The organism is Bradyrhizobium sp. 40 (assembly GCF_023100925.1).
In the GTDB taxonomy this organism is placed as follows: Bacteria; Pseudomonadota; Alphaproteobacteria; order Rhizobiales; family Xanthobacteraceae; genus Bradyrhizobium.
The window spans coordinates 504,498-531,425 of the sequence record NZ_CP064688.1 but is presented as its reverse complement, the minus strand read 5'-3'; the positions used below and the strand labels follow the sequence as shown (position 1 = coordinate 531,425).

The 26,928-nt window shown below is 65.0% G+C and carries 24 protein-coding genes; 10 read left to right on the top strand and 14 right to left on the bottom strand.

The features are described from left to right. Window position 1: 1 nt before the first annotated feature. The 4 genes from IVB40_RS02470 to coxB all read right to left on the bottom strand — a co-directional run bounded on the left by IVB40_RS02470 (window position 2) and on the right by coxB (window position 3,732). The gene (locus tag IVB40_RS02470) at window positions 2–178 is read right to left on the bottom strand and encodes a hypothetical protein (RefSeq protein ID WP_007599435.1); all 177 of its coding nucleotides are present in this window, start codon (window positions 176–178) and stop codon (window positions 2–4) included. After that, the gene (locus IVB40_RS02465) at window positions 175–1,119 is read right to left on the bottom strand and encodes a heme o synthase (protein ID WP_027570034.1); all 945 of its coding nucleotides are present in this window, start codon (window positions 1,117–1,119) and stop codon (window positions 175–177) included. The genes IVB40_RS02470 and IVB40_RS02465 overlap by 4 nt, the downstream gene beginning before the upstream one ends. Window positions 1,120–1,179: 60 nt before the next feature. After that, window positions 1,180–2,805 (bottom strand): cytochrome c oxidase subunit I, encoded by a 1,626-nt coding sequence (gene ctaD, locus IVB40_RS02460; protein ID WP_007605061.1) that lies wholly within the window; start codon window positions 2,803–2,805, stop codon window positions 1,180–1,182. 87 nt (window positions 2,806–2,892) lie between these two features. Beyond that, window positions 2,893–3,732 carry a cytochrome c oxidase subunit II gene (coxB, locus tag IVB40_RS02455; protein ID WP_247362964.1) on the bottom strand — a complete coding sequence of 280 codons (840 nt, stop codon included), beginning with the start codon at window positions 3,730–3,732 and terminating at the stop codon, window positions 2,893–2,895. Between the two features lie 448 nt (window positions 3,733–4,180). Here coxB and IVB40_RS02450 point away from each other — a divergent pair, with 448 nt between their 5' ends. The 4 genes from IVB40_RS02450 to IVB40_RS02435 all read left to right on the top strand — a co-directional run bounded on the left by IVB40_RS02450 (window position 4,181) and on the right by IVB40_RS02435 (window position 7,666). Beyond that, window positions 4,181–4,726, top strand: a complete 546-nt coding sequence (locus IVB40_RS02450) for an invasion associated locus B family protein (RefSeq protein ID WP_027570032.1) — start codon at window positions 4,181–4,183, stop codon at window positions 4,724–4,726. Window positions 4,727–4,844: 118 nt separating this feature from the next. Next, window positions 4,845–6,272: a metalloprotease TldD gene (tldD, locus tag IVB40_RS02445; RefSeq protein ID WP_247818008.1), complete on the top strand. Its 1,428-nt coding sequence runs from the start codon at window positions 4,845–4,847 to the stop codon at window positions 6,270–6,272. Next, window positions 6,269–7,045 (top strand): signal peptidase I, encoded by a 777-nt coding sequence (lepB, locus tag IVB40_RS02440; protein WP_027515268.1) that lies wholly within the window; start codon window positions 6,269–6,271, stop codon window positions 7,043–7,045. Before tldD ends, lepB begins: the two co-directional genes overlap by 4 nt. A 54-nt stretch (window positions 7,046–7,099) precedes the next feature. After that, complete coding sequence (locus IVB40_RS02435) at window positions 7,100–7,666, top strand: nucleotidyltransferase family protein (protein ID WP_247818007.1); 567 nt, start codon at window positions 7,100–7,102, stop codon at window positions 7,664–7,666. Window positions 7,667–7,789: 123 nt separating this feature from the next. Here the strand turns inward: IVB40_RS02435 and IVB40_RS02430 are convergent, their stop codons facing one another. The 3 genes from IVB40_RS02430 to IVB40_RS02420 form a co-directional block, all read right to left on the bottom strand. Beyond that, window positions 7,790–8,374, bottom strand: a complete 585-nt coding sequence (locus IVB40_RS02430; protein ID WP_247818006.1) for a PAN domain-containing protein — start codon at window positions 8,372–8,374, stop codon at window positions 7,790–7,792. Window positions 8,375–8,486: 112 nt separating this feature from the next. Beyond that, window positions 8,487–9,857, bottom strand: coding sequence for a glutamate--cysteine ligase (locus tag IVB40_RS02425; protein WP_247818005.1), 1,371 nt, complete (start codon window positions 9,855–9,857; stop codon window positions 8,487–8,489). 99 nt (window positions 9,858–9,956) lie between these two features. Next, entirely contained in the window at window positions 9,957–10,451 is a 495-nt protein-coding gene (locus tag IVB40_RS02420; RefSeq protein ID WP_027570026.1) for a MarR family winged helix-turn-helix transcriptional regulator, read from the bottom strand. 126 nt (window positions 10,452–10,577) lie between these two features. Between IVB40_RS02420 and gstA the strand changes: the two genes are divergently transcribed. Then, a complete protein-coding gene (gene gstA, locus IVB40_RS02415) occupies window positions 10,578–11,192 on the top strand; it encodes a glutathione transferase GstA (RefSeq protein WP_247818004.1) in 615 nt (204 codons plus the stop codon). 70 nt (window positions 11,193–11,262) lie between these two features. Here gstA and IVB40_RS02410 read toward each other — a convergent pair whose 3' ends face one another. The 4 genes from IVB40_RS02410 to IVB40_RS02395 are packed head-to-tail and all read right to left on the bottom strand — an operon-like array spanning window position 11,263 to window position 16,977. Next, complete coding sequence (locus IVB40_RS02410; protein ID WP_247818003.1) at window positions 11,263–13,476, bottom strand: FAD-dependent oxidoreductase; 2,214 nt, start codon at window positions 13,474–13,476, stop codon at window positions 11,263–11,265. An 18-nt stretch (window positions 13,477–13,494) separates the two neighbouring features. Further along, window positions 13,495–14,703 carry an acetyl-CoA C-acetyltransferase gene (locus tag IVB40_RS02405; protein WP_027570024.1) on the bottom strand — a complete coding sequence of 403 codons (1,209 nt, stop codon included), beginning with the start codon at window positions 14,701–14,703 and terminating at the stop codon, window positions 13,495–13,497. A gap of 57 nt (window positions 14,704–14,760) precedes the next feature. Then, window positions 14,761–16,551, bottom strand: a complete 1,791-nt coding sequence (locus tag IVB40_RS02400) for an acyl-CoA dehydrogenase C-terminal domain-containing protein (protein ID WP_247818002.1) — start codon at window positions 16,549–16,551, stop codon at window positions 14,761–14,763. A 39-nt stretch (window positions 16,552–16,590) separates the two neighbouring features. After that, on the bottom strand, window positions 16,591–16,977 hold the full coding sequence (locus IVB40_RS02395) for a nuclear transport factor 2 family protein (protein WP_247818001.1): 387 nt from the start codon (window positions 16,975–16,977) through the stop codon (window positions 16,591–16,593). Between the two features lie 213 nt (window positions 16,978–17,190). Between IVB40_RS02395 and IVB40_RS02390 the strand changes: the two genes are divergently transcribed. The 4 genes from IVB40_RS02390 (at window position 17,191) to IVB40_RS02375 (ending at window position 23,490) form a co-directional block, all read left to right on the top strand. After that, window positions 17,191–17,781 (top strand): PadR family transcriptional regulator, encoded by a 591-nt coding sequence (locus IVB40_RS02390; protein ID WP_027570021.1) that lies wholly within the window; start codon window positions 17,191–17,193, stop codon window positions 17,779–17,781. Between the two features lie 227 nt (window positions 17,782–18,008). Beyond that, complete coding sequence (locus IVB40_RS02385) at window positions 18,009–21,473, top strand: tetratricopeptide repeat protein (protein WP_247818000.1); 3,465 nt, start codon at window positions 18,009–18,011, stop codon at window positions 21,471–21,473. A gap of 332 nt (window positions 21,474–21,805) precedes the next feature. Then, complete coding sequence (locus tag IVB40_RS02380; protein WP_247817999.1) at window positions 21,806–22,723, top strand: sulfite exporter TauE/SafE family protein; 918 nt, start codon at window positions 21,806–21,808, stop codon at window positions 22,721–22,723. Then, the gene (locus tag IVB40_RS02375) at window positions 22,720–23,490 is read left to right on the top strand and encodes a TIGR02186 family protein (RefSeq protein WP_247432341.1); all 771 of its coding nucleotides are present in this window, start codon (window positions 22,720–22,722) and stop codon (window positions 23,488–23,490) included. The genes IVB40_RS02380 and IVB40_RS02375 overlap by 4 nt, the downstream gene beginning before the upstream one ends. Before the next feature lie 104 nt (window positions 23,491–23,594). On the opposite strand, the gene IVB40_RS02370 is transcribed toward IVB40_RS02375, so the two are convergent. Further along, a complete protein-coding gene (locus tag IVB40_RS02370; RefSeq protein ID WP_247817998.1) occupies window positions 23,595–24,368 on the bottom strand; it encodes an MBL fold metallo-hydrolase in 774 nt (257 codons plus the stop codon). Window positions 24,369–24,380: 12 nt separating this feature from the next. Next, the gene (locus IVB40_RS02365; protein WP_247432344.1) at window positions 24,381–25,292 is read right to left on the bottom strand and encodes a DMT family transporter; all 912 of its coding nucleotides are present in this window, start codon (window positions 25,290–25,292) and stop codon (window positions 24,381–24,383) included. 99 nt (window positions 25,293–25,391) lie between these two features. Between IVB40_RS02365 and IVB40_RS02360 the strand changes: the two genes are divergently transcribed. Then, entirely contained in the window at window positions 25,392–26,255 is an 864-nt protein-coding gene (locus tag IVB40_RS02360; protein WP_027570015.1) for a LysR family transcriptional regulator, read from the top strand. On the opposite strand, the gene pdeM is transcribed toward IVB40_RS02360, so the two are convergent. Beyond that, window positions 26,252–26,923, bottom strand: a complete 672-nt coding sequence (pdeM, locus tag IVB40_RS02355) for a ligase-associated DNA damage response endonuclease PdeM (protein ID WP_247283134.1) — start codon at window positions 26,921–26,923, stop codon at window positions 26,252–26,254. The genes IVB40_RS02360 and pdeM overlap by 4 nt on opposite strands. Window positions 26,924–26,928: the final 5 nt, after the last annotated feature.

Below are 26,928 nucleotides of genomic sequence, written 5' to 3'. Positions count from 1 at the left end.
CCTACATCGGCCGGACGAGCACGGCCGGCCCCTTGACCATGGTCACGGCGAAGAACAGCACCACGAGCACGCCGAGCGCGAGCGCGATCGCGATCGAGCGCTGACGACGGCTCTTCTTCTGCGCCTCGGTGAGGACGATTCCATCTATCTCGGGTTTGTCGGCCATTCCTGCGATCATGCGCCCCCTACCATCGGCGCAAGCGCCCGGAACACGACCTCGGCCAGCAAGGTCGCAAACAGCGCAAACAGATAAAGGATGGAGAACGCGAACAGCTTGCGGGTCGCCCGCAGCGATTGGCTGCGCTCGCGACGGACATAGACATTGATGGCGAACGCCAGCATGCCGGCGCCGAGGATCAGCGAGACGATGCCGTAGATGGCGTCGAAATAGCCGAGCGCCCAGGGCGCAGCCGCGACTGCGATCAGCACGATGGTATAGAGCAGGATCTGAAGCCGCGTCGCGTCGGGACCGGCGACGTTGGGCAGCATCGGAATGCCGGCGCGCGCGTAGTCGTCGGAGCGGAACAGCGCCAGCGCCCAGAAGTGCGGCGGGGTCCAGAAGAAGATGATGGCGAACAGCAGCAGCGGCTCGACGTCGACCGTGCCTGTGACCGCGGCCCAGGCCACCACCGGCGGCAGCGCGCCGGCGGCACCGCCGATCACGATGTTCTGTGCGGTCCAGCGCTTCAGGCCGATCGTGTAGATCACGACGTAGAAGAAGATGGTGAAGGCGAGCAGCGCGCCCGCGATCCAGTTGACGAGGATGCCGAGCGTCATCACCGAGAAGAAGGCGAGCGTCATGCCGAAGGTCATCGCCTCGGGACGGGTGATGCGGCCGCGCGGAATCGGCCGGTTCGCCGTGCGCGACATCTTGGCGTCGATGTCGCCTTCGAGCGCCATGTTGAGCGCCCCGGACGCGCCGGCGCCGACGGCGATGCAGAGCAGCGAGGTGAAGGCCAGCACCGGGTGGAAATGCCCGGGTGCCATCGCCATTCCGACCAGCGCGGTGAAGATCACCAGCGACATCACCCGCGGCTTCAGTAGCGCGATGTAATCGCCAACCTCCGCTTCGGAGATGCGGGGATTGATGTCGACGGCATTGTGGTCGAGGACGGACACTAGATTGACTCGCTTCTTTGTCGAGCCGCAGCGCCCGTCACGGGCGCCGCGAGCGTTGGCTTACTGCACGCGGGGCAGCACTTCGAACTGGTGGAAGGGCGGCGGCGAGGGCAGCGTCCACTCCAGGGTGGTCGCACCTGCACCCCACGGATTGTCGCCAGCCGGCACCTTCTTCGCGAAGGCGTCGATCACGCAATAGAGGAAGATCAGCACGCCGAAGCCGGAGATGTAGGAACCGACCGACGAGACCAGGTTCCAGCCAGCGAACGCGTCGGGATAATCGACATAGCGCCGCGGCATGCCCGACAGACCGAGGAAGTGCTGCGGGAAGAACACCAGGTTCACGCCGATGAAGGTGACCCAGAAGTGCGCCTTGGCGAGCCCTTCATTGTACATATAGCCCGACATCTTCGGGAACCAGTAGTACCAGCCGGCGAAGATTCCGAACACCGCGCCGAGTGAGAGCACGTAGTGGAAGTGCGCGACGACGTAGTAGGTCTCCTGCAGCACGCGGTCGACGCCGGCATTCGCCAGCACCACGCCGGTGACGCCGCCGACGGTGAACAGGAAGATGAACCCCACCGCCCAGATCATCGGCGCGCGGAACTCGATCGAGCCGCCCCACATCGTGGCGATCCACGAGAAGATCTTCACGCCGGTCGGGACCGCGATGACCATCGTGGCGGCGACGAAATAGGCCTGCGTCGCCGAGGACATGCCGACCGTGTACATGTGGTGCGCCCACACCACGAAGCCGATGCCGCCGATCGCGACCATGGCGTAGGCCATGCCGAGATAGCCGAACACGGGCTTGCGCGAGAAGGTCGAGACGATCTGACTGACCATGCCGAAGGCGGGCAGGATCAGGATGTACACTTCGGGGTGACCGAAGAACCAGAACAGATGCTGGAACAGCACGGGATCGCCGCCGCCTTCGGGATTGAAGAACGTCGTGCCGAAATTGCGGTCGGTGAGCAGCATCGTGATCGCACCGGCGAGCACCGGCAGCGACAACAGCAGCAGGAACACCGTCACCAGGATCGACCACACGAACAGCGGCATCTTGTGCAGGGTCATGCCCGGCGCGCGCATGTTGAAGATGGTGGTGATGAAGTTGATGGCGCCGAGGATCGACGAGGCGCCCGCCAGATGCAGCGACAGGATCGCGAAGTCGACGGCCGGGCCCGGATGGCCCGAGCTCGACAGCGGCGCGTACATGGTCCAGCCGGCGCCGACGCCGTTGGCGCCCGGCTCGCCCTCGACGAAGGTCGACATCAGCAGGAGCGCGAACGACGCCGGCAGCAGCCAGAACGAGATGTTGTTCATGCGCGGGAACGCCATGTCGGGCGCGCCGATCATCAGCGGCACGAACCAGTTGCCAAAGCCGCCGATCATCGCAGGCATGACCATGAAGAAGATCATGATCAGACCATGGGAGGTCACGAACACATTGTAGGTGTGCGTCTCGTGGAAGATCTGCACGCCCGGATACATCAGCTCGGCACGGATCGCGATCGACATCGCGGCGCCGATGACGCCGGCGATGACCGCGAAGATCAGGTACATCGTGCCGATGTCCTTGTGGTTGGTCGAATAGACGTAGCGCCGCCATCCGGTCGGATGGGCGTGCTCGTCATGTCCGTGGTCTTGCGCGTGATCGCCGTGTGCCGCTGCGCTCGTTGCCATTTTCTAATCCTGCCTTGCGTCCCGATCGGACCTCTGGAGGTCCCGCCTTATGTCGCTTTCAGTTTCCTCGAACCCTTCGCCCGGCGCTTACTGCGTCGGGCCGGCCGTGGAGGCGTAGGTGCTGGTGCCGCCGCTCGCGTATTTCTTCTTCGCGGTCTCGACCCAGGAGGCGAACTCCTGGTCGCTCACCACGCGGATGGCGATCGGCATGAAGGCGTGGTCCTTGCCGCACAATTCCGAGCACTGGCCGTAGAACATGCCGGTCTTGGTGGCCTTGAACCAGGTCTCGTTGAGCCGACCCGGAATGGCGTCGATCTTGACGCCGAAGGCCGGCAGAGCAAAGGCATGAATCACGTCGGCGCCGGTCACCTGAACCCGGACCACCTTGTTGACGGGCACCACCATCTCGTTGTCGACGCCGAGCAGACGGGGCTGCTTGTCCTGGGCCATCAGCGAGTCGAACTCGAACTTGCCGTTATCCGGATAGGCGTAGGACCAGTACCACTGCTTGCCGGTCGCCTTGATGGTCAGATCCGCTTTCGGCACGTCGAGCTCGAGGAACAGGAGGCGGAACGACGGCACCGAGATACCGACCAGAATCAGCACCGGAACGAGCGTCCACGCCACCTCGATCAGCGTGTTGTGCGTGGTCCGCGACGGCACCGGATTGGCTCTCGCGTTGAACTTCACGACCACGATCACGAGCAGCGCCAGAACGAACAGCGTGATCAGCGTGATCAGCACGAACAGGAAATTGTGGAACCAGACGATGTTGTCCATCACCGGGGACGCGGACTGCTGAAGCGTCCACTCCCACGCAGCCGGTTGCCCGAGCTCGGCAAATGCCGCGCCGCCCGTCGCCAGCGTCAGACCCGCCACGGCCAATCCCAGCAAGTGCCGGCCCACCGGGCCCATCGACATCTTCATGCCGTTCGCGCTCCCCTAACGAAATCACCCCAAGTGCATTCCCCTATTTTCGGGAAACGCTTTATTCGATCCCCCCGTCTGACAAACCGCCGCGCAAGAATACCTCTAAGAGGAATTGGGGCCAGATCGCTAGAACGCCGAAATCAAGCCTCTCAAACCATAATTCTTGATCTATCGCAATGCAGTCTTGAGCCTCGTCTGTCAGCCATCACCCGCAAGATATTTCCTAGTAACATCAGACAAAATTACCATTTCCCGGGATGCTGCGGCTTGACAGCGGAATTGCCCGCGGTAGGCACTGGCAGACAGCCGCACAGGAACCTGATTCGTGCGGGCGACGGCGGCCGTGGCGGCGTGGAATTTGCTTGCGAATCGCCTTCAAGACGCCGTCATTCCCGTATCAGTCCGCCCGGCGCGAGCGACCCAAGCGAGCAGAGGGACCGACCCGATGGGGTTTTCGAGATCCATGGCAAGGCGAGCTAAAAGCCAGGCTGGCAGCCTCACGATGCTGATTGCCCTGCTGGCGGCGGCCATCGTCCTGGCGCTTCCGGGCCTCGCCCATGCGCAGGGCGCGGTGCGCTCCGTCCATGGCGACTGGCAGATCCGCTGCGACACCCCCCCGGGCGCCCAGTCCGAGCAATGCGCCCTGATCCAGAGTGTGGTGGCCGAAGACCGCTCCAACGCCGGCCTGACCGTGATCGTTCTCAAGACCGCCGACCAGAAGAGCCGCCTGATGCGGGTTGTCGCCCCTCTCGGCGTTCTCCTGCCCTCCGGCCTCGGCCTCAAGCTCGACAACCAGGACGTCGGCCGTGCCGGCTTTGTCCGCTGCCTGCCCAATGGCTGCGTCGCCGAGGTCGTCATGGACGACAAGCTGCTCGGCCAGCTCCGCACCGCCAAGACCGCGACCTTCATCATCTTCGAGACCCCGGAAGAAGGCATCGGCTTCCCGCTCAGCCTGAACGGGCTCGGCGAGGGATACGACAAGCTGCCGTAGGGTGAAGGGCGGTTAGACCCGCGAATCCTATTGTTTCCGTAATGTGAGACTTGGCGCCCTCGCGGAACTGCCGGGAAACCATTATCTTGCCTCACATCCCCCGATAATGGACGGACGCATGACCAACCCTGCCACAACCTCCCTGCTCGACCGCGCCAATCTCGACCGCGACCAGGTTCGCAACGAGCTCGCGCGCGGGCTTGCCGGTGCCGACGACGGCGAATTGTTCCTGGAATACAGCCAGACCGAAGCGCTGATGTTCGACAATGGACGGCTGAAGCAGGCGACCTACGACACCTCGCAGGGTTTTGGCCTGCGCGCCGTCAAGGACGACGCCGTCGGCTATGCGCATTCCTCCGACGTGTCGCTGCCGGCGCTGATTCGCGCTGCGGACGCGGTCGCGGCGGTGCGCGGTGGTTATTCGGGCAGCTTCGCCGCGCCTCCAGCGCATACCAACGTGCGGCTTTATAGTGACGACAATCCGCTCGATGCCCCCGGCTTCGAAACCAAGGTCAAGCTGCTCGCCGAGATCGACGCCTATCTGCGCGACAAGGATCCGCGGGTGCGGCAGGTCAGCGTCAGCCTGGGCGCGACCTGGCAGGTGGTCGAGATCCTGCGGCCCGACGGCGAGAGCTATCGCGACATCCGCCCGCTCGTGCGCGTCAACGTCTCCGTCGTCGCCGGTCAGGGCGACCGCCAGGAGAGCGGCAGCAAGGGCTATGGCGGCCGCGCCGGCTACGCCGAATTCATCGAAAGCAAGAATTGGCGCGACGCCGCCGATGGCGCGCTGCGCGAGGCCCTGGTCAATCTGGAATCGGTTCCCGCCCCCGCCGGCGAGATGGACGTCGTGCTCGGGGCCGGCTGGCCCGGCGTAATGCTGCATGAGGCGGTCGGCCATGGCCTCGAAGGCGACTTCAACCGCAGGAAGACGTCTGCGTTTGCCGGCCTGATGGGCCAGCAGGTCGCGGCCAAGGGCGTCACCGTGGTCGACGACGGCACCATTGCCTCGCGCCGCGGCTCGCTGTCGATCGACGACGAGGGCACGCCGACCAACCGCACCGTGCTGATCGAGGACGGCGTCCTGGTCGGCTACATGCAGGACCGCCAGAACGCGCGGCTGATGAACATGAAGCCGACCGGCAACGGCCGCCGCCAGGGCTATGCCCATGTGCCGATGCCGCGCATGACCAACACCTACATGCTCGCGGGCGACCGCGATCCGGCCGAGATCCTCGCTTCGGTGAAGAACGGCGTCTTCGCCGCGAATTTCGGCGGCGGCCAGGTCGACATCACCTCGGGCAAATACGTGTTTCAGTGCACCGAGGCCTACAAGATCGAGAACGGCAAGATCGGTGCGCCCTTGAAGGGCGCCATGCTGATCGGCAACGGGCCGACCGACCTGCATCGCATTCGCATGATCGGCAACGACCTCGCGCTCGATACCGGCATCGGCACCTGCGGCAAGAACGGTCAGGGCGTGCCGGTCGGCGTCGGCCAGCCGTCGCTGTTGATGGAACGCATTACGGTGGGTGGAACAGGCGGATGAGTGTCGAGAAGATAACTGTCACCACCAAGCGGAAGAGCAGCGGCTGGGCAGGCCAGCTCGTGCAGCTCGCCGGCATCGTCGCCGCGGTGTTCATCGCCAAGGGCGCGCTGGCCGAGCCGTTCTACGTGCCGTCGGGCTCGATGGAGCCGACGCTGTTGATCGGCGACGCCTTGATCGCCTCGAAATTCCCCTACGGCTACGGCACCTCGTCGCTGCCGATCCAGATCAACCTGCCCGAGAGCGGCCGCGTGTTCGCGGAGACACCGAAGCAGGGCGACGTCGTGGTCTTCCGCTGGCCCGGCGACCGCTCGCAGGCCTGGGTCAAGCGCGTCGTGGGTCTGCCCGGCGACCGCATCCAGCTGCGCCAGGGCCAGCTCTTCGTCAACGACCGCCCCGCCGAGCTGAAGCCGGACGGCGTTGGCGCCGCCGAGGATGACAATGGCGGCAGCGAACCCGCCTATCGCTATGTCGAGACACTGCCGAACGGCGTCTCGCATTTGATCTTCAAGATGCGCGACAACGGTCCGCTCGACAATACGCAGGAAGTGACGGTGCCGGCTGGCCATCTCTTCGTGCTCGGCGACAACCGCGACAACTCCGCCGACAGCCGCGTGCCCTTGCGCTCCGGCGGCGTCGGCATGCTGCCGATCGACAATCTGGTCGGCCGCGCGGATGCCGTGCTCGGATCCTGGGATCTCGGCATCCGGGGCCAGCCGGTGTGGACCTGGCTGTCCGGATTTCGCATGGCACGGTTTTTCACCGCCGTGCATTGAAGGCCGGAATGTCTTCACTCCTCTCCCGCACGCGGGAGAGGGAGCGCAACAGTAATGATCCGCGACGAATTTCTGGCTCTCGCCCTGCGAAATCCGTTCAACGCAGCGATCCTCAATGAAATCCATCGTCTCGCAGTGCCGGATGCGTGGCTCGTCGCGGGCTGCCTGGTGCAGACGGTGTGGAACGTGCTCACGGGCCGCCCGATCGATCACGGCATCGTCGATTATGACGTGTTCTATTTCGATTCCGACACCGCATGGGAGGCGGAAGACGCGGTGATCCGCAAGCTGCACGCGCCGCTCGCGCATCTCGGCGCCAAGGTCGAAATCCGCAACCAGGCGCGCGTGCACGTTTGGTATCCCGGCAAGCACGGTCTGCCCTATCCGCGCTTGATGCGCGCGACCGACGGTATCGACCGCTTCCTCACGGAGAATACGCAGGTGGGCATCCGCCCTGCCGGCGGGGATTTCGACGTCTACGCGCCGCACGGGTTCGACGACGTCGCGAAGCTGATCGTGCGACCCAATCGGGCGCCGAATTTTTCCGCCGCCAATTACGCGGCGAAGGCGGCACGCTGGAAGACGCTGTGGCCCGAGATCACGGTGATCGCGGCCGAGTGAGGTGTCGCTTTACCCTCCTCGTCATTGCGAGGAGCGAAGCGACGAAGCAACCCAGACTGCCGCCGCGGAAGCAATTTTGGATTGCTTCGCTACGCTCGCAATGACGGCGGTGAGAGCTGCATGCTACCGCACCACGCCCGACGTGAACCCTGCCTTCCGCCGCGGCGGCTTGATTTCCTTTTTCAGGAAGCAGCGCGCTTCGCGTCCGGTGTAGCCGGGGCGGGCATAGGTGAAGGCGCGGCATTTGTTGTCGGCGGTGCAGGCGGCCTTGCAGGCTTCTTCGCCTTCGCCGTCCTTCATCTCGAAATTGCGCAAATCGCCGCCGGGGCGGTCGATCGAGGTCTCCACGCCTTCGACACGCGGCTCGATCACGCCGGCACCGCGCACACCGGAGATGCAGCAGCTTCCCGGCACGCGCGCAGGCACCGTGTTCTTCAGCCAGCACACCGCCGAGCCGCCTTCGACGTCAGGATAGCTGAAGCTCCACGAGCGGCAACGGCGGTCGCGCTCGCACAGCAGTGCGCAATCCTCGGGATCGCCCGACGTGACGGGGGTGCTGAAATAGTCTCCGCCTGGCCGATCGAACGCCGTCTGGGCGCGCGCAGGCCAGCTCGCAAACGCGAGCGAAAGCAGCGCGGCGCAGGCCAGGACGCTTGCCAGGACCCTTGCCAGGACCCTTGCCATGACGGCCAGGCGGCCCTTCCCCATCGGAACAGCTTTCGAGTTATTGACGACGCTCGGGTTTTTCAGCCGGCCATTTGATCGCCGCAAACCTGTACGGGCGATGAACGGCTCGAGTCCCGACCGTTGGGACCTTGGTCTAGAACGCGTATTCCGCGTACGCCGGTTCCACCGAGCCGTTCCATGGGCCCTTGAACTTGTCGAGCATCTCCTCAGCTGGCGTGCGGCCGGAATCGATGATGCGGTCAAGCGGCTCCAGATGCCTGGTCTCGTCGCGGCCGAGCTGGTCGATCCGGCCGCGCCGGCGCAAGCCGGCATGTGCCAAAGCGAGGCACTCCTTGGCGATCTCGAACAGATAGCGGTCCTTGATCCGCGCCTTGAAGCCGAAGCGCGGCACGTCGTCGCGCAGGGCCTGACGCTCATGCGCGTTCCAGTGCTTCACAAGGTCCCAGGCGGCATCCAGCGACACATCGTCGTAGAGCAGCCCGGCCCAGAACGCCGATAGCGCCGGCAGTCGGCCCCACGGGCCACCATCGGAGCCGCGCATCTCGAGATAGCGCTTGAGCCGCACCTCCGGGAAAATTGTCGAAAGATGGTTGGCCCAGTCCGACAACGTCGGACGTTCCCCGGGCAAATTGTTGTTGCGGCCATCGAAGAAGGCGCGGAACGAGGAGCCCGAGACGTCGATGTAGTCCTCGTCGCGTTTGACGAAATACATGGGCACGTCGAGCGCGTAGTCGACATAGCGCTCGAAGCCCATGCCATCCTCGAATGCCCAAGGCATCATGCCGGCACGCGCGTTGTCGGTGTCGCGCCAGATCTCGGACCGGAAGGAGAGGAAGCCATTCGGCTTGCCCTCGGTAAACGGCGAGTTGGCGAACAAGGCGGTTGCGGCCGGCTGGAGCGCGAGCGAAACACGCAGCTTCTTGACCATGTCGGCTTCGGAGGAGAAGTCGAGATTGGTCTGGACCGTGCAGGTCCGGTACATCATGTCGAGGCCGTACTGGCCGACCTTCGGCATGTAATTGGTCATGATCTTGTAGCGGCCCTTGGGCATCACCGGGATGTCGGCGCGCGACCAGGACGGCGTCATGCCGAGCCCGAGAAAGCCGATGCCGAGCGGCGTCGCGATCTCGCGCACCTGCGCCAGATGCGCCATCAGCTCACTCTGGGTCTGGTGCACGTTCTCGACCGGGGCGCCCGAAAGCTCGAACTGCCCGCCGGGCTCCAGCGAAATCGCGCCGCCGCCGGTGACGTCGTAGAGGCCGATGATGTTACCCTTCTCCATGATCGGCTCCCAGCCGAGCAGGAGCTTCATGCCTTCGAGCAGCGCGCCGATACCGCGCGGGCCTTCGTAGGGCACCGGGCGGTGGCCTTCGAGCGTGAACGGCGTCTTCTCATGCTCGGTGCCCATGCGGAATTCTGACGGGTCCTTGCAGCCTTCCTCGAACCACTTGACGAGCTCGTCACGCGATTGCAACGGCGTCATATCGATCTGGTCTCGCGCCATATCAGACTCTAATCAAAAGCGCTTCGATCGAACGCGCGTGGGTGACAGGGATGGTCCGCGCAGCCACCGGCTGCACGGACGAGCTGGTGTGCCGCGCGCTCATCGCGACGGCGTGGTTTCGTTGACGTGGGCAGGCGGCAGTTTCATCTCGCCGCACGAGCAGCCGAGACGGTCGAGCAGACCGCTGAGCTTCACGGCATCCGCATCGGACAGTTTCGAACCGACATATTTCTCGATCGCGGCCGAATAGGCGCCCCACATCCGCTTCTGCAATTCGCGGCCGGCTTCCGTGATCTCCACGAATTGGCCGCGCTTGTCGATCTTGCATTCACGCCGCGAGGCGAGGCCTTCGTCGACCAGACGGTCGATCAGCCGCGATGTCGAATATTGCGGGATCAGCATCTGCCGTTCGAGTTCGACCGGCCGGAGCTCGCCCGAGGGCGCCCGTGACAGTTCGAGCAGCGCGTCATACCATGCCAACGGCGGGAAGCCGGCCTTCTTCAGGTCCTGCTCGACGCAATTGAGCACGCGGCTCTGCACCCGCATCAAGCGGATCCAGGCGGAAGTCGCCTCGGTCGATGGTTTGCGTTTCATGGTCCCGCTCAAGCTAGTCGCCCGTCTCTTACCCTATTCGATGCACCTGCATCAATCTTGACTATTTCAAGCAGATGCATGTAGTCGTTCTTTCGCCTGAACCAAGCAACAAGAGGAGGAAATTCCATGAAATTGTACTATTCGCCCGGTGCCTGCTCGCTGTCTCCCCATATCGCGCTCCTGGAGGCCGGCCTGCCCTATGAACTGGTCAAGGTCGATATCCGGGCCAAGAAGCTCGAAAACGGTGAGGATTATCTGAAGCTGAACCCCAAGGGCCAGGTCCCTGCGCTGGGCCTCGATAGCGGAGAGATCGTGACCGAAGGCCCGGTGATTGTCCAGATGATCGCCGATCAGGCCTCTGCCAAGGCGCTGGCGCCGGCCCACGGCAGCGCCGAGCGCTACAAGCTGCTCGAATGGCTGAACTTCCTCACCTCGGAGGTCCACAAGAGCTTCGGCCCGATGTTCGCGCCGGCGCTGAACGACGAGGCCAAGGCCTTCTTCAAGGACCGCGTCATGGGCAAGCTGAAATACATCGATAGCCAGCTCGCCGGCCTCGACTACCTCATGGGCAAGCAGTTCACGGTGGCCGACGGCTATCTCTTCACGATGCTGACCTGGGGCGACCGGATGAAGTTCGACCTCTCGGCGATGCCGAACCTTGCCGCGTACAAGACCCGCGTCGCGGCGCGGCCGCAGGTGCAGGAAGCGATGAAGAAGGAAGGGCTGATTCAGGCTGCCTGAGCGCACATGCGAAAGGCCGGATGGAGATCCGGCCTTTCGTATTTTTCATCCCGGCTAGGGGTTCAGAGAATCACGCGGCCGCCTTCTTCGGCGCGAAGCGGCCGTAGAAGGTTTCTCCCTTCGCAGCCATCTCCTCGAGGAGCTTCGGCGGGGTGAAGCGCGAGCCGTATTTCGCTTCCAGCTTGTGGCAAAGCTCGACGAACTTCTTGGGACCCATGAAGTCGATGTAGGACAGCGTGCCACCGGTGAACGGCGCGAAGCCGAAGCCGAGGATCGAGCCGACATCCGCCTCGCGCGGATCGGTGATGACGTGGTCCTCCACCGTGCGCGCGGCTTCCACCGCCTGCACCACCAGGAAGCGCTGCTTCAGCTCCTCGACGTCGAGGGTATCTGGGTCGAGCTGCTTGGGCTGCAGCGCGGACAAGCCGGGCCACAGGCTCTTCTGACCCTTGCCCTTCTCGGGGTAGTCGTAAAACCCCTTGCTGTTCTTGCGGCCCAGACGGCCCTGCTTCTCGACCAGCTCGACCATCAGCTTCTTCTGATCGGGATTGATGGCGTTGGGGCCGAGGTCGGCTTCCGTCGCCTTCATGATCTTGAGCCCGAGGTCGAGCGCGACCTCGTCCGACAGCGAGAGCGGGCCGACCGGCATGCCGGCCATCTTGGCGCAGTTCTCGATCATCGCCGGCGGCACGCCTTCGAGGAACATCTCGTTGCCTTCGGCGACGTAGCGGCCGACGCAGCGATTGGCGAAGAAGCCGCGGCTGTCGTTGACGACGATCGGCGTCTTGCCGATCTGCCGGACGTAGTCCAGCGCGGTCGCGATCGCGAGATCGCCGGTGTTCTTGCCCTGGATGATCTCGACCAACATCATCTTCTCGACGGGCGAGAAGAAGTGGATGCCGACAAACCTGCCCTGGTCCTTGAAGGATTCCGCCAGCGAGGTGATCGGAAGCGTCGAGGTGTTGGACGCGAAGATCACGTCCGGCTTCATATGCTCCTGCGCCTTGGCAAAGGTATCAGCCTTGACCTTGCGGTCCTCGAACACGGCCTCGATGACGAGATCGACGTCCTTCAGCGCGGAATAGTCCGCGGTCGGCGTGATGCGGGCGAGCAGCGCTTCTGCGTCACCGGGCTTGGCGCGGCCCTTCTTGATCTGCTCCTCGATCACCTTTTGCGCATGCGCCTTGCCCTTGTCGGCGCTCTCCTGGTCGCGATCGATCAGGACGACGTCGAGGCCGGCACGGGCCGAGACATAGCCGACGCTCGCACCCATGAAGCCGGCGCCGATCACGGCGATCTTCTTCACCTTGGTCGGCGGCACATCCTTCGGACGGCGCGCGCCCTTGTTCAATTCCTGCATCGACAGGAACAGGCTGCGGATCATCGCCGCCGCTTCCTTCGAGCGCAGCACCGAGGTGAAGTAGCGCGATTCCACGCGCAATGCGGCGTCGATCGGCAGCTGCAGGCCCTCATAGACGCAGCTCATGATCGCGCGTGCGGCCGGATAATTGTCGTAGGTCTCGCGGCGATAGATCGCGTTGCCGGCGGGGAACATCATCATGCCTGCCTTGGAGAACACCGGGCCGGCCGGCAGCTTGAAGCCCTTCTCGTCCCAGGGCGCAACGGCCTTGCCGCCGCCCTTGATCCAGTCCTTTGCCGCCTTGATGAGATCGGCGGCGGGAACGATGGCGTGGATCAGATTCAGTGCCTTGGCTTTCTCGATCGTGACCGGATCGCCCTTGAGCAGAATCGTCATCGCGTCCTGCGGCGGCACCAGGCGCGGCACGCGCTGCGTGCCGCCGGCGCCCGGGAACAGTCCGACCTTGACCTCGGGCAGGCCGAGGCGGGTCTTGGGATTCTCCGCCGCCACGCGATAGTGGCAGCACAGCGTGATCTCGAAACCGCCGCCGAGCGCGAGGCCGTTGATCGCCGCTGCCCACGGCTTGCCGGAGGTCTCGATCGAGCGCAACACCTGCGAGAAGCGCCGGCTCTGCTCGAACAGCATCTGGTTTGCCGCCGTCTCGCCCTGCTCCTTCAAGACCTTTGCGTAGGCCTGGTTCATGCCCTCGAGCATCGAAAGATCGGCACCCGCGCAGAACGCTTCCTTGGCGGAGGTGATGACGACACCCTTCACCGCGGCGTCGGCCGTGGTCGCCTTGACGATCGCGTCGAGCTCGTTGGTCGAGGTCTCGTCGAGCACGTTCATCGAACGGCCCGGGATATCCCAGGTGACCAGTGCGATGCCGTCGGAATCGGTCTCAACCTTGAAATTCTTGTAAGCCATGCTGGTTGCTCCCTACCCTTAGACGCGTTCGATGATGGTCGCGGTGCCCATGCCGCCGCCGATGCACAGCGTCACCAGTGCGGTCGCCTTGTTGGTGCGCTCGAGCTCGTCGAGCACGGTCCCGAGGATCATGGCACCGGTCGCGCCGAGCGGATGGCCGAGCGCGATCGCGCCGCCATTGACGTTGATCTTGGCGTTGTCGATGTCGAAGGCCTGGATGTAGCGCAGCACGACGGAGGCGAAGGCCTCGTTGAGCTCGAACAGGTCGATGTCCGACTTCTTCATGCCGGAGCGCGCGAACAGCTTTTCGGTGACGTCGACCGGACCGGTCAGCATCATCGCCGGCTCGGACCCGATATTGGCGAACGCGCGGATTCTCGCACGCGGCTTCAGGCCGTACTTGCCGCCGGCTTCCTTGCTGCCGAGCAGAACCGCGCCGGCACCATCGACGATGCCCGACGAATTGCCGGCGTGGTGCACGTAATTGACGCGCTCGATTTCCGGATGCGACTGCACCGCGACGCCGTCGAAGCCGCCCATCTGTGCCATCATCGTGAACGCCGGCTGCAGCTGCGCCAGCGACTGCATCGTCGTCGAAGGACGCATATGCTCGTCCTTGGCGAGGATGGTGAGGCCGTTGATGTCCTTCACCGGGACGACCGACTTGTCGAAGCGGCCTTCATCCCAGGACTTCGCCGCACGCTGCTGGCTCTGCACCGCATAGGCGTCGACGTCGTCACGCGAGAAGCCGTATTTGGTCGCGATCAGATCGGCCGAGACACCCTGCGGCATGAAATAGGCCGGCACTGCCATCGACGGGTCCATCGGCCAGGCGCCGCCGGAAGCACCGATGCCGACGCGGCTCATCGATTCGGCGCCGCCGCCGATCACGAGCTCGTGCTGGCCGCTCATCACCTGGGCTGCGGCAAAATTCACGGCGTCGAGGCCGGAGGCGCAGAAGCGGCTGATCTGCACGCCCGGTACCGCTTCGCCGAGGCCCGCCTTCAGCGCGGCGAAGCGCGCAATGTCGGAGCCGGCTTCGCCGACCGGATCGACCACGCCGAGAATGACGTCATCGACGGAATCTTCCGGCAGGTTGTTGCGGTCCTTGAGCGCCTTGAGCGGCACGGTCGCGAGCGCGAGCGCGGTGACTTCGTGCAGCGCACCGTCCGCCTTGCCGCGGCCGCGCGGGGTGCGGACGTGGTCGTAAATGAATGCCTCAGGCATGACGCCCTCCTGATGTGATGATCTTCTGGTCTTGATCGGGTCGCAGCGAAAGCGGCTTCAGAACGCTTCCGCCGGCAGTTCCATGATGGTCGCGCAGCCGGCCTGGATGCGCGCGAGATTGGCGGCGGTCTCCGGCAGCATCCGCTCCATGAAGAAGCGGCCGGTGACGAGCTTGGTCGAGAGATAGGGAGTCGCCCCGCTCTCGGCAATCTTGGCTTGCGTCACCTTCGCCATCTTCGCCCACATGTAGCCGAGCGCGACGAAGCCGAAGAGATTCAGGTAATCGGTCGCGGCGGCACCGGCATTGTCGGGCTTGGCCATCGCGTTCTGCATCAGCCACGTCGTGGCCTGCTGGAGATGGCCGAGCGAAGCCGAGAGCGGGGTAACGTAGGGCTTCATCGCCTCGTCGCCGCCGTTCTCCTTGGCGAAGGCCATGACCTCGCCGAAGAACGCCATGATGGCGCGGCCGCCGTCGCGCGGCAGCTTGCGGCCGACGAGGTCGAGCGCCTGGATGCCGTTGGCGCCTTCGTAGATCATGGCGATGCGGGCATCGCGCACGAACTGTTCCATGCCCTGCTCGGCGATGTAGCCGTGGCCGCCATAGATCTGCTGCGCCTGCACCGCGTTGGCGAAGCCGTAGTCGGTGAGAAAGCCTTTCAGTACGGGCGTCATCAGGCCCATGTGATCGTCGGCGGCCTGGCGGTCCTTGGGATCCTCGGAGCGATGGGCGACGTCGCTCTTCAGCGCGGTCCACATCACGAAGGCGCGCGCGGCCTCGTTGAAGGAGCGGATCGACAGCAGCGTGCGACGCACGTCGGGATGGACGATGATCGGATCGGCCGGCTTGTCCGGCGCCTTGGCACCCGTGAGCGAACGGCCCTGGATGCGATCCCGGGCATAGGCAACCGCGTTCTGATAGGCCACTTCCGACTGCGCGAGACCCTGCACGGCGACGCCGAGGCGGGCCTCGTTCATCATCACGAACATGCCTTGCATGCCCTTGTTCTCTTCACCGATCAGCCAGCCCACGGCGTTGTCGTAGTTCATCACGCAGGTGGAATTGCCGTGGATGCCCATCTTGTGCTCGATCGAGCCGCAGACCACGCCATTGCGTGCGCCGACCGACCGATCGGCATTGACGAGGAATTTCGGCACCACGAACAGCGACACGCCCTTGATGCCAGCGGGCGCGCCCTCGACGCGGGCGAGCACGAGGTGGATGATATTGGGGGCGAGGTCATGTTCGCCGGCCGAAATGAAGATCTTGGTGCCCGTGATCTTGAAGCTGCCGTCGGCCTGCCGCACGGCCTTGGTGCGGAGCATGCCGAGGTCGGTGCCGCAATGCGGCTCGGTCAGGTTCATGGTGCCGGTCCACTCGCCCGCCACCATCTTCGGCACGTAGGTCTGCTTCTGCTCCGGCGTACCGTGGACGATCAGCGCTGCGGTCGCGCCCATGGTGAGGCCGCCATACATCGAGAACGCCATGTTGGCGGATATCTGGAATTCGTTGACGGCCTGGGAGAGCGTCACCGGCAGGCCTTGGCCGCCGAACTCGGTCGGTGCCGACAGGCTGAGCCAGCCGCCCTCGGCGACCTGCTTGAACGCCTCCTTGAATCCCTTGGGCGTGGTGACGCTGCCGTCATCGGCGCGCTTGCAGCCCTCGAGATCGCCCACGCGGTTGAGCGGCTGCAGCACCTCTTCGGCGAGCTTGGCAGCTTCGCCGAGAATGGCTTCGCGCACGTCGCTCGACGCATCGGAGAAGCCGGCCAGATTGTCGTAGCGGTCGATCTGGAAGACGTCGTTGAGCAGGAAGTTCACGTCTTCGACGGGGGCTTTGTAGATCGGCATGGTGGTCTCCCGGCAGGCCTTGAAGTGATCGGTGTTGGCTTATGATTGAGCGGCGGCCAACTGCTCCGCCATCAGGCGATGCAGCATGTTGATCGCCTTGAGCGGCCGCACCATCACCTTGAAATGCGTGATGCGGCCCTCGCCGTCGAAACGGATGATGTCGACGCCATTGATCTCGATGCCGTCGATCATGGTCTTGAATTCGAGCACGGCGCCGCTCTCACTCTTCCATTCGCCGACATAAGTGAAGCCGGGACCGCCAAGCACGTTCTCGGCGCTGGCCAGATATTTGAAGGTGATGTCGCGGCCGCGCTGCGGCGCGTGCACGACGGGGCTTTCGAAGACGGCGTCGGGATGGAGCAGATCCCAGAGCGCTGCCCGGTCATGCGACTTCATGTAGCCGTACCAGGACTCGAGGCCGGTCATTCAGGTGCCTCCCTAAAGGCAAAGCAACTAAGGCTTCGGCAAAAAACGCGAAAACAACCCCATGCACAGTAGCGCGAAGGTTGATTCCATTGAGGTTTTCGGGGCGGTGTTTGCCCTCGTTCTTGGGTTGCCTCATATGCACATTGACGCATATGCGCCGATGCGCATAAAGTCAAGCCAATTGGTTAAGGTCGAGAACAGGAGGACCGGGTCATGGCTTTAGGCGACGCAATCCTCGCATGCCTGACGGAACGTCCGATGACGGGCTACGAGCTCGCCAAGACATTCGATTCCTCGATCGGCTTCTTCTGGAAGGCCGACCACCAGCAAATCTACCGCGAGCTCTCCAAGCTGCGCGACCGCGGCTACATCCAGGGCCGCGAGGTCGTGCAGACCGGCAAGCCCAACAAGCTGATCTATACGCTGACTCCGGAGGGCCGAACAGCGCTGCGGCACTGGGCCGCGCGGCCAAGCACGCCCCCCTCCATCAAGGACGACCTCCTGGTGCGGCTGCATGCGCTGGACAGTATCGGCCTCGAGCCCATGCGCACCGACCTGATGGCCCGGCTCGAGCACCACCGCGATCGCCACGAGAACTACGAGCGCATCCTGAAGAAGCGCTTTCCGGAAGGGGCGGCCTCCGGCGTGCTCGACCTCGGTAACCTGCTGCTGCTTCAGCTCGGCGCCCGGCACGAGCAGATGGTCGCCGATTTCTGCGAAGAGGCGCTCGAGGCCCTGTCGGCGATGAGCGCAAGCGGCACCGTGGTGGCGCTGGAGGACGGCAAGCGCGAGGGCAAGGGCTGAGGTGTCTCTGCTTCGTCATGGCCGGGCTTGTGTGCAAGCCACCCGCACTCCGCCGCCCAACTTTAAGACAGCGTCAACGGGTTCCTTAACCCGTTATTTACCGTAACAGACAAAAGTCGGTTTTCGAGGCAGACGACCCGCGCCAAATCCGATTGTCTTTGCAACCGGCACGCGAGGGAAGACTGGAGGCGCCGGGTGGGGCGCCGGAGTCGGAACCGGACAGAGTCATGAATTCGCGCGTATCGTGGAGTGTTGACGGCATCGATCCATCCGTCCGGGAGCGGGCCGAAGCTGCTGCGCGTCGCGCCGGTATGTCACTCAACGATTGGCTGAACTCCACGCTCGGCGAGACCGCCCCGCCGAACTTCCGCGGACTTTACGACCAGCGTCCACAAGCCCAGCACGTTCCGAGTCAACTGCCGAGCCAAGTCCCGAGTCACGTCCCGAGCCAGGAAAGCCGCGAAGTCGCCGACATCCACCAGCGGCTCGACGCCATCACCCAGCAGATCGAACGGATTTCGAAGCCGGCGCCGCGGCAAGATCCTTCGCGCCAAGATCCTTCGCGGCAAGACACTCCGCGACCAGACGTTTCGCGCGAGCAGGGCGTTGCGCGCCAGCTCAACGACGCGATCTCTCGACTCGATGCAAGGCTTTCGCAAATTTCGAAGCCGCAGCAGGCTCCGGCACCTCGACAGGCCCCCGTTGAAACGCGCCAGCGCCAGGCCGATGCGGTCGAGCGCGCGGCAGCGCAGGTCTATCGCAGCTCACCGCCCCTGAGCCCCGCTTCGTTCGACGTCGCGGTCGCCGAGATCACGGCGCGACAGAGCGAGCTCGACGGCTTTACGCCCAGGCAGATGCCGCCGCGCGCAGCACCCTCGATCGCGCCTGCGGCAGCTCCTTACGCACCGCCCGCGCCGCCTGCCTACGCTCCGCCGCCACCGCAGCCGGGGCCGGATTTCTCTGCGCTCGAGCGCCATCTGCTCAAGATCACGAGCCAGATCGAGTCGCTGCAGCGCCCTGACAATACCGAACAGGCGATCAACACCTTCCGCAGCGAGCTTGCGGAGATCCGCAACGCCATCACCGAGGCAATGCCGCGCCGCGCGATCGAATCGATCGAGAACGAGATCCGCTCGCTGCATCGGCGCATCGACGAGACCCGCTCCAACGGCACCGACGGTCAGGTCCTGTCTGGCATCGAGCACGCGCTGTCCGAGATCAAGCAGGTGCTCCGCACGCTGACCCCGGCCGAGCAGCTCACCGGCTATGACGAGGCGATCCGCAATCTCGGCGCCAAGCTCGATCTGATCCTGCGCGCCAATGACGATCCCTCGACGGTCCGCCAGCTCGAAGGCGCGATCTCGGCGCTGCGCGGCATCGTCTCCAACGTCGCCTCCAACGAAGCGCTGGCACGGCTCTCGGACGACGTGCAGCTGCTGTCGTCCAAGGTCGACCAGGTCACCCGTGCGTCCGGCCAGGGCGACAGTTTTGCGGTGCTGGAGCAGCGCATCGCGGCGCTCACCGCCGCTCTGGAAACGCGCGAGCGCCCTCAGCCATCCGAGAGCAGCGAGCAGCTCGAAAGCGCGATCCGCGCCCTGTCCGACCGTTTCGACCGCATGCAGGTCGGCAACGACTCGGCTTCGACCTTTGCTCATCTTGAACAGCGGGTCTCGTATCTGCTGGAGCGGCTCGAGGCCGCCGCCGATCCGCGCAACGGCAATTTCAGCCGCGTCGAGGACGGGCTGCACGACATCCTGCGCCACCTGGAGCGGCAGCAGGCGACCTATTCAGCGCTCGCCGAGAGCCGCAACTCCACGCCGACCGCCGATTCCGGCATGGTCGATCTCGTCAAGCGCGAGCTCTCCGACATCCGCTTCAGCCAGGCCGAGACCAACCGGACCACCCAGGATTCGCTGGAGGCCGTCCACAACGCCCTTGGCCACGTCGTCGATCGTCTCTCGATGATCGAGGGCGATCTTCGCAATGTGCACACCGCGCCGCCCGCCCCTGCGCCGCAGCCGATGCCGATGCCGATGGCCGCTCCCATGGAGCCTGCGCCGATGGCGCGCGAGCCACGGCCGCAGCCACAGCAGCACCCGAAATACGATCCGAAGCCCGAGTTGCCCAATCCGGCCGCCGCGCAGGCGGCGCACGCCGCCTTCGCCGCCGCGCCGCGCGAATTCCATGCCGCCGCGCCGGCAGCGCCGCCGCCGATGCCGATGGCGTCGCCGCTTCCACCACGCGCGATCAGCGAAATCCTGGAGCCGCATACGGCGCCCACGCGCGCCGCGCTTGCGCCCGAACTGCCGCCGGATCATCCGCTCGAGCCGGGCACAAGGCCGGGTGCACGCATCGCCACGCCGTCGGAGCGCATTGCTGCGTCCGAAAGCGCGATCAGCGAAATCCCGGCCGCGCCCAAGGAGCCGGTGTCGTCGTCGAGCTTCATCGCGGCCGCGCGCCGCGCAGCGCAAGCCGCCGCCGCGCAGCCACCCGAGAAAACAGGCCGGGCCGCCAAGGCATCTGCCGGCGGCGCAAAGGACAAGGGTAAGGCCAGCGATAAGGATGGCGGTTCGACCATCACCTCGAAGATCCGCTCGCTGCTGGTCGGCGCGAGCGTGGTCGTGATCGTGCTCGGCACCTTCAAGATGGCGATGAACCTGCTCGATGGCAGCAGCTCGTCACCGTCGCCGCAGGCGATGGAGAATTCGTCGCCCGCACCCGCGCCGCAGGCACCGCCGCCGGTCGAGAACAAGCCCGCCACGCCCGAGCAGGTCACGCCGTCAATGACCTCGCCGACCCCGATCGGCCGGCAATCCCAGAACAATGCCGCGCCTGCTGCCGCCAATTCTGGCAACTCGGCCTCGGTCGAAATTCCGCCGGTGCCTGCCGCAGCGCCGCAGCCGGCCTCCAGCGACGTCACCGGCGCGCTGTCGGGCACGAGCCGCGCGAAACTCGCGATGATCCAGGTGCCGCCGACCGAAAAGCTGCCTGACGGCATCGGTGGCCCCGGCTTGCGTACCGCCGCGATGAAGGGCGATGCGACCGCGGCCTACGAGATCGGCGTGCGCTTTGCCGAGGGCAAGGGCGTGGCTGCAAACTATGAAGAAGCCGCCAAATGGTACGACCGCGCGGCGCAGGCCGGCGTCGTACCCGCGACCTTCCGCCTCGGGACACTCTACGAAAAGGGTCTCGGCGTGAAGAAGGACGCCGACATCGCCCGCCGCTACTACACGCAGGCGGCCGAGCGCGGCAACGCCAAGGCGATGCACAATCTCGCGGTGCTCGACGCCGATGGCGGCGGACGCGGCGCCAACTACAAGAGCGCGGCACTGTGGTTCCGCAAGGCCGCCGACCGCGGCGTCGCCGACAGCCAGTTCAACCTCGGCATCCTCTATGCCCGCGGCATCGGGGTGGAGCAGAACCTCGCCGAGTCCTACAAATGGTTCACCCTCGCCGCCGCCCAGGGCGATGCGGACGCAGCAACCAAGCGCGATGATGTTGCCAAGCGGCTCGACCCGCAATCGCTCGCCGCCGCCAAGCTCGCGATCCAGACCTTCAGCGCCGAGCCGCAGCCCGACGACGCCGTCAATGTTGCGGCCCCGAACGGCGGCTGGGACAGCGCGCCGCAGGCCAACGCGAAGCCTGCGCCGAAGCCGGTTGCCGCCAAGCGCGCGGCGTCGGCGGTGCATTGAGAGGGGTCACTCAACCGTCTCTGACGAAAATCTGGACTGGTCGTCCTGGCGAAAGCCAGGACCCATTACCACAAGCGATCGTTGTTGGAGGACAGTGTGGCCACAGCCTGCCGCGATAACTACCAGTCGGGATAATGGGTCCTGGCTTTCGCCAGGACGACATTGGAGGAGCCACGGCTTCCTCGATCGCCCTCCTCACCCCCATTCACCACGCCCGAAATTCCTGGTCCCGCCCGCCGCCGAATTCCGCTATTGAGGGACGCGGCAATCGTTCTGCCCTCCTGCGAGCATTCCGCCCAACCGATCCGTCTCGCGGGAAGCGTGGTCTCTCGATGCAGCTCTATCTCCCGATCGCCGATCTTCCGGTCAACGTCTTCCTCGTGCTGGCGATGGGCGCCGCGGTCGGCTTCGTCTCCGGCATGTTCGGAATCGGCGGCGGCTTCCTGATGACGCCGCTTTTGATCTTCATCGGCATCACGCCGGCGGTCGCGGTCGCCTCCGTCGCGAGCCACATCGCAGCCTCGTCCTTTTCCGGCGCGCTTGCCTATTGGCGGCGCCGCGCGATCGACCCCGCGCTGGCGAGCGTGCTGTTGTGCGGCGGCGTCACCGGGACGGCGCTCGGCGTGTGGACCTTCACGCAGCTGCGCGCGCTCGGCCAGCTCGATCTGATGATCGCACTGTCCTACGTCGTGCTGCTCACCACCGTCGGCAGCCTGATGTTCTCCGAAGGCCTGCGTGCCCTGATGCGGACCCGGCGCGGCGCGCTGGCGCCACGACGCACGCATAGCTGGATTCATGGCCTGCCGCTGAAGATGCGGTTCAAGCGCTCCAAGATCTACCTCTCGGTCATTCCGGTCGTGATCGTCGGCATCCTGATCGGCTTCATCGGCGCCATCATGGGCATCGGCGGCGGCTTCATCCTGGTGCCGATCATGATCTACCTGCTTCGGGTGCCGACCTCGACGGTGATCGGCACCTCGATGGTCCTGACGCTGGTCACGATGCTGTTTGCGACCCTGCTGCATGCCGTGACCAACCACCTGGTCGACGCCGTGCTGGCGCTGATCCTGATGGTCGGCGGCGTCACCGGTGCGCAGTTCGGCGCACGCGCCGGCCAGAAGATCCGCGGCGAGCAGCTGCGGCTGCTGCTCGGCCTGCTGATCCTCTCGGTCGGCGTTCGCTTCGCCATCGAGCTGGTGATCCGGACCGAGGACCTCTTCACCATCCGCGAGCTGGGGGTGAACGGATGATGCGCGCAGCTCTCGCAGTCCTGCTCGTTCTGCTGCTCGGCTCCGCCGCGCGCGCCGAGCGGCTGATCGTGTCGGTCTCCAACCATCGCGTCACGGTGACGCCAAACTATTCCGGCGAGGAGCTGGTACTGTTTGGCTCGGTTGAGAAGGACGCCTCCACGGGCGCCGACCGCAAGACCTACGATCTCGTCGTCACCGTGATGGGCCCGCGCGCCGACATGGTGACGCGGCGCAAGGAGCGTACCTTCGGGATCTGGATCAACACCGACTACCGTCAGTTCCTGGCGGTGCCGAGCTATCTTGCGCTGTTCGCCAACCGCTCCTTCGATGTCATCACCTCGCCCGAGATCGCGCGGCGCCAGCAGATCGGGCTCAACAACGTGCTGCTGACCCAACGGGTCAGCGGCGACTATGCCGACGTGGTGCCGAACGACGCGTTCCGCTCCGCCTTCATCCGCCTGCGCACCCAGCGCGGTCTCTACCGCGAGGATCCGAGCGCGGTGACGTTCCTGACGCCAACGTTGTTTCGCACCGGCATTCCACTGCCGGCGGAGGTGCCGATCGGCACCTATGAGGTCGAGATCAAGCTGTTCGCCGACGGCGCGTTCATCGGCAAGACCGAGACCGCGTTCGAGATCGTCAAGGTCGGCTTCGAGCAGTTCGTCGCCACCACCGCGCGGCAGAACGGGTTGATCTACGGCCTCGTCACCGCGGCGATGGCGCTGATGACGGGCTGGATGGCGTCGATTGTGTTTCGGAAGGATTAGCCGCATACGCTCGTCATTGCGAGCGCAGCGAAGCAATCCAGACTGTCGCAGCGGAGGGATTCTGGATTGCTTCGCTGCGCTCGCAATGACGGCTGTGGTGCTAACTACGGCGCCTGCACCACCGTCGGCACGCCGGGCTCGAGCAACCGCAGCCGCGTCCCGAAACCCAGCACATCAAATGTCTTGCGCAGATCCTCGCTGTTCTGGCGGAAATGCGCCCAACCCTCCGTATGAACCGGCACGATCATCGCATCGGGGAAGGCGCGTGCGGTCTCGATGGTGTCGTTGGTGTCCATGGTGAGATGGAAGGGTCCGCGCGTTTGCGCGGCGCCGGCGAACGGCATCACCACGCCGCATTTGAAACGGCGCGCGACCTCGGCGACGCCATCGAACCAGGTGGTGTCGCCGCTGATGTAGACCGATGTGGTGTCGGTCCGGCTCGACGACACCACGAAGCCGATGACATCGCCTGACAGCGGCTCGATGCCGGCCGGGCCGTGACGCGCGGGCGTGGCGGTGATCGTCAGCGTGCTGCCGTCACGATCTTTCAGCTGCGCCGTGCCCCACGGCGCCAAACCTTCGACATGCCCGCCGAGGCGCTGCGCGCCGGCCTCGGTGGTCAGCACGCGCTTCACATGTTTGAGATACTCGCGGCCGGAATTGTCGAGATTGTCCGAATGCTGGTCGTGGCTGAGCAGCACGGCATCGATCGGGCCGATCGCATCGGCCTTGAGCGCAGGGCCGATCGTCTTCTCCAGCTTCACATGCGGCAGTTGATAGGCGCCCGGCGCATCGAAGGTCGGGTCAGTGAGCAGGCGAAAGCCATCGATCTCGATCAGGGCAGTGGGACCGCCGATCAGGGTGATGGAAATGGGCATGATGGGCTCCTGTTACGAGACGGATTTGGCGGGCCGCGTCACCAGGTAGATGCCGAGTGCGACCGGGATGATTCCGAGCAGATCGCGCGCCTCGACGTGCTCGCCCAGGACGAGATACGCGAACAGCATGCCGAGCGGCGGCATCAGGAAATGATAGGCACTGGCAGCCGTCGCGCCACACACTTTCAGGAGATGAAACCAGAGCCAGTAGGCCAGGATCGAGCCACCGAGCACGAGGAAAGCAAAGGCGCCGATCAGGCCCGGCGTGAAGTCGATGGCATGAACATCGGCGAAGGTCAGCGCCACCGGCGTCAGCACGATGCCGGCGGCGAGATTCTGCACGCCATTGCCGATCCACAACGAGCCTTTTGGCGCGAGCAGCTTGAACAAAATGGTGCCGGCGACGAGGGAGGCAAGCGAGGCCAGCGTGAACACGATGCCGTGCAGTGAGTCGGTGCCGACGGACAGGCGGTGCCAGACGATCAAGGTCACGCCGATGATGCCGAGCAGGAGGCCGCTCGCCTTGCGCCACGTCATGCCTTCGCCGAGCAGAAGCGCGGCGAGGCCGGCCGTGAACACCGGATTGGCCGACACGATCAGGCCGCCGAGGCCGGCCGAAACCGACTGCAGGCCGGTGTAGCCAAGCCCGAGATAGAGCGCGTTGTTGGCGACGCCGAGCACGGCGAAGATCGCGGCATCGCGCCACGACAGCGACCAGTCATCGCCGCGAACGAGCGTGGCGCCAAGGATCAGGATGCCGGCCAGCGAGAAGCGCGCGGCGAGCAGGATCAGCGGCGGGCAATGGGTGACGCCGATCTTGCCGGCGACGAAGGCGTAGCTCCAGAGCAGGCAGAACAGGCCGATCGCAAGCGGCAGCGTGTTGAAGCGACTGCGGGGAACGGAGATCGAAGGGGCGAGCGACATGAGGGACATTCTCCTAGCCCTCGATCTAGGGAGCCCGCTTGCCATTTGGAAATTAAATGATTAACTACCGATCAGTGGATTTTCGAATGGAGGCCGTCCATGCTCGATCTGGAACTCCTGCGCAGCTTCGTCTCGGTGGTCGATGCCGGCGGCTTCACCCGCGCCGGCGAGCGCGTCCATCGGACGCAATCGACCGTCAGCCAGCAGATCAAGCGGCTGGAGGAGGATGTCGGCCAGGTGCTGCTGCATCGCGACGGCAAGGACGTGCGCCCGACCGAAGCCGGCGAGCGGCTGCTGTCCTATGCGCGGCGGTTGTTGTCGCTTGCGGAAGAGGCGCGCGACGTGCTGCGCGAGCCCGACGGCGAAGGCGCGATCCGGCTCGGCATTCCCGAGGATTTCGCGGCGTATCGGCTGGCGAAGCTGCTCGGCGCCTTCTCGCGCTCGCATCCGGGTCTGCGGCTCGATGTGCGCGCCGACCAGAGCAAGAATCTCGCGCGCGACCTCGATCGCGGCGAACTCGACCTCGCACTGTTCAAGCGCGAGGCCGGCGCGAAGGGCGCGATAGCGGTGTGGCCGGAGCAGGTGCACTGGGTCACCAGCAAGAGCCATCCGATCCATGCCGATGTCGCCTCGGTGCCGCTGATCGGCTTTCCGCTCGGCTGCCTCTACCGCGCCGGCGCCATCCACGCGCTGGAAAGCGCGGGCCGCATTTGGCACATGTCCTATACGTCATCGAGCCTCGCCGGCATCCAGGCCGCGGTCGCCGCCGGCATGGGCTTGAGCATCCTGTCGGAGATGGCGATCCAGTCCGACCATCGCGTGCTGACCGCAAAGGACGGCTTTGCGCCAATCAACCGGACGGAAGTCGCGTTGATGGCCGCGCCGGGCGCAAGTCCCGCGACGCTGCGGCTCGCCGATCGGCTGGCTGAGTTCTGCGACGATGTGCAGGCGAAGGCGGCTTAACTGCACCGTGACGCGGCGATCGCGTGGACGCGGCGGTCGCCGAGCAAATGCGCGACAAAACCGTTCTTTGGAAAGATCTTTGCAAACGCCGCGTCGCGGATGCTGAGGCCGCCGGCATAGGCGCCGAAGGCGGGCATCACGGCGCGCATCCCGTCGCAGGCGAAGCAGCGGCGCTCCATCGAACGGCCGCGCGCGGAGACGCGAGCCTTGGGATGAAGATGGCCGGCGATCTCGCCGCTCGCGCCGGTCGGTTCGTGGCGGAAGGTGATCGCGCCGATCGCGACTTCGTCGGCGACGGTGCCGCCGAGATCACGCGGCAGCGCCGGATCGTGATTGCCTGAGATCCAGATCCAGTCACGGCCGGCCTGCATGGCGGCGACCGCGTCGCGATCCTCCGCCGACAGCCGTCCATGCGCGGTGCGATCGTGAAAACTGTCGCCGAGCGCAATGACGATTCGCGGATCATGGCGGGAGATGACAGCAGCGAGACGACTGAGCGTCGCGATGGTGTCGTAAGGCGGCAGCAGCACGCCGCGCATGGCGAAGCTGGAACCTTTTTCCAGATGCAGATCGGAGACGACGAGCAGGCGCTGCTCTTCCCAGAACAGCGCGCCGGAAAGATCGGCCGCGAACGTCACGCTGCTGATGCTGACATTCGAAACGCGCATGTCCT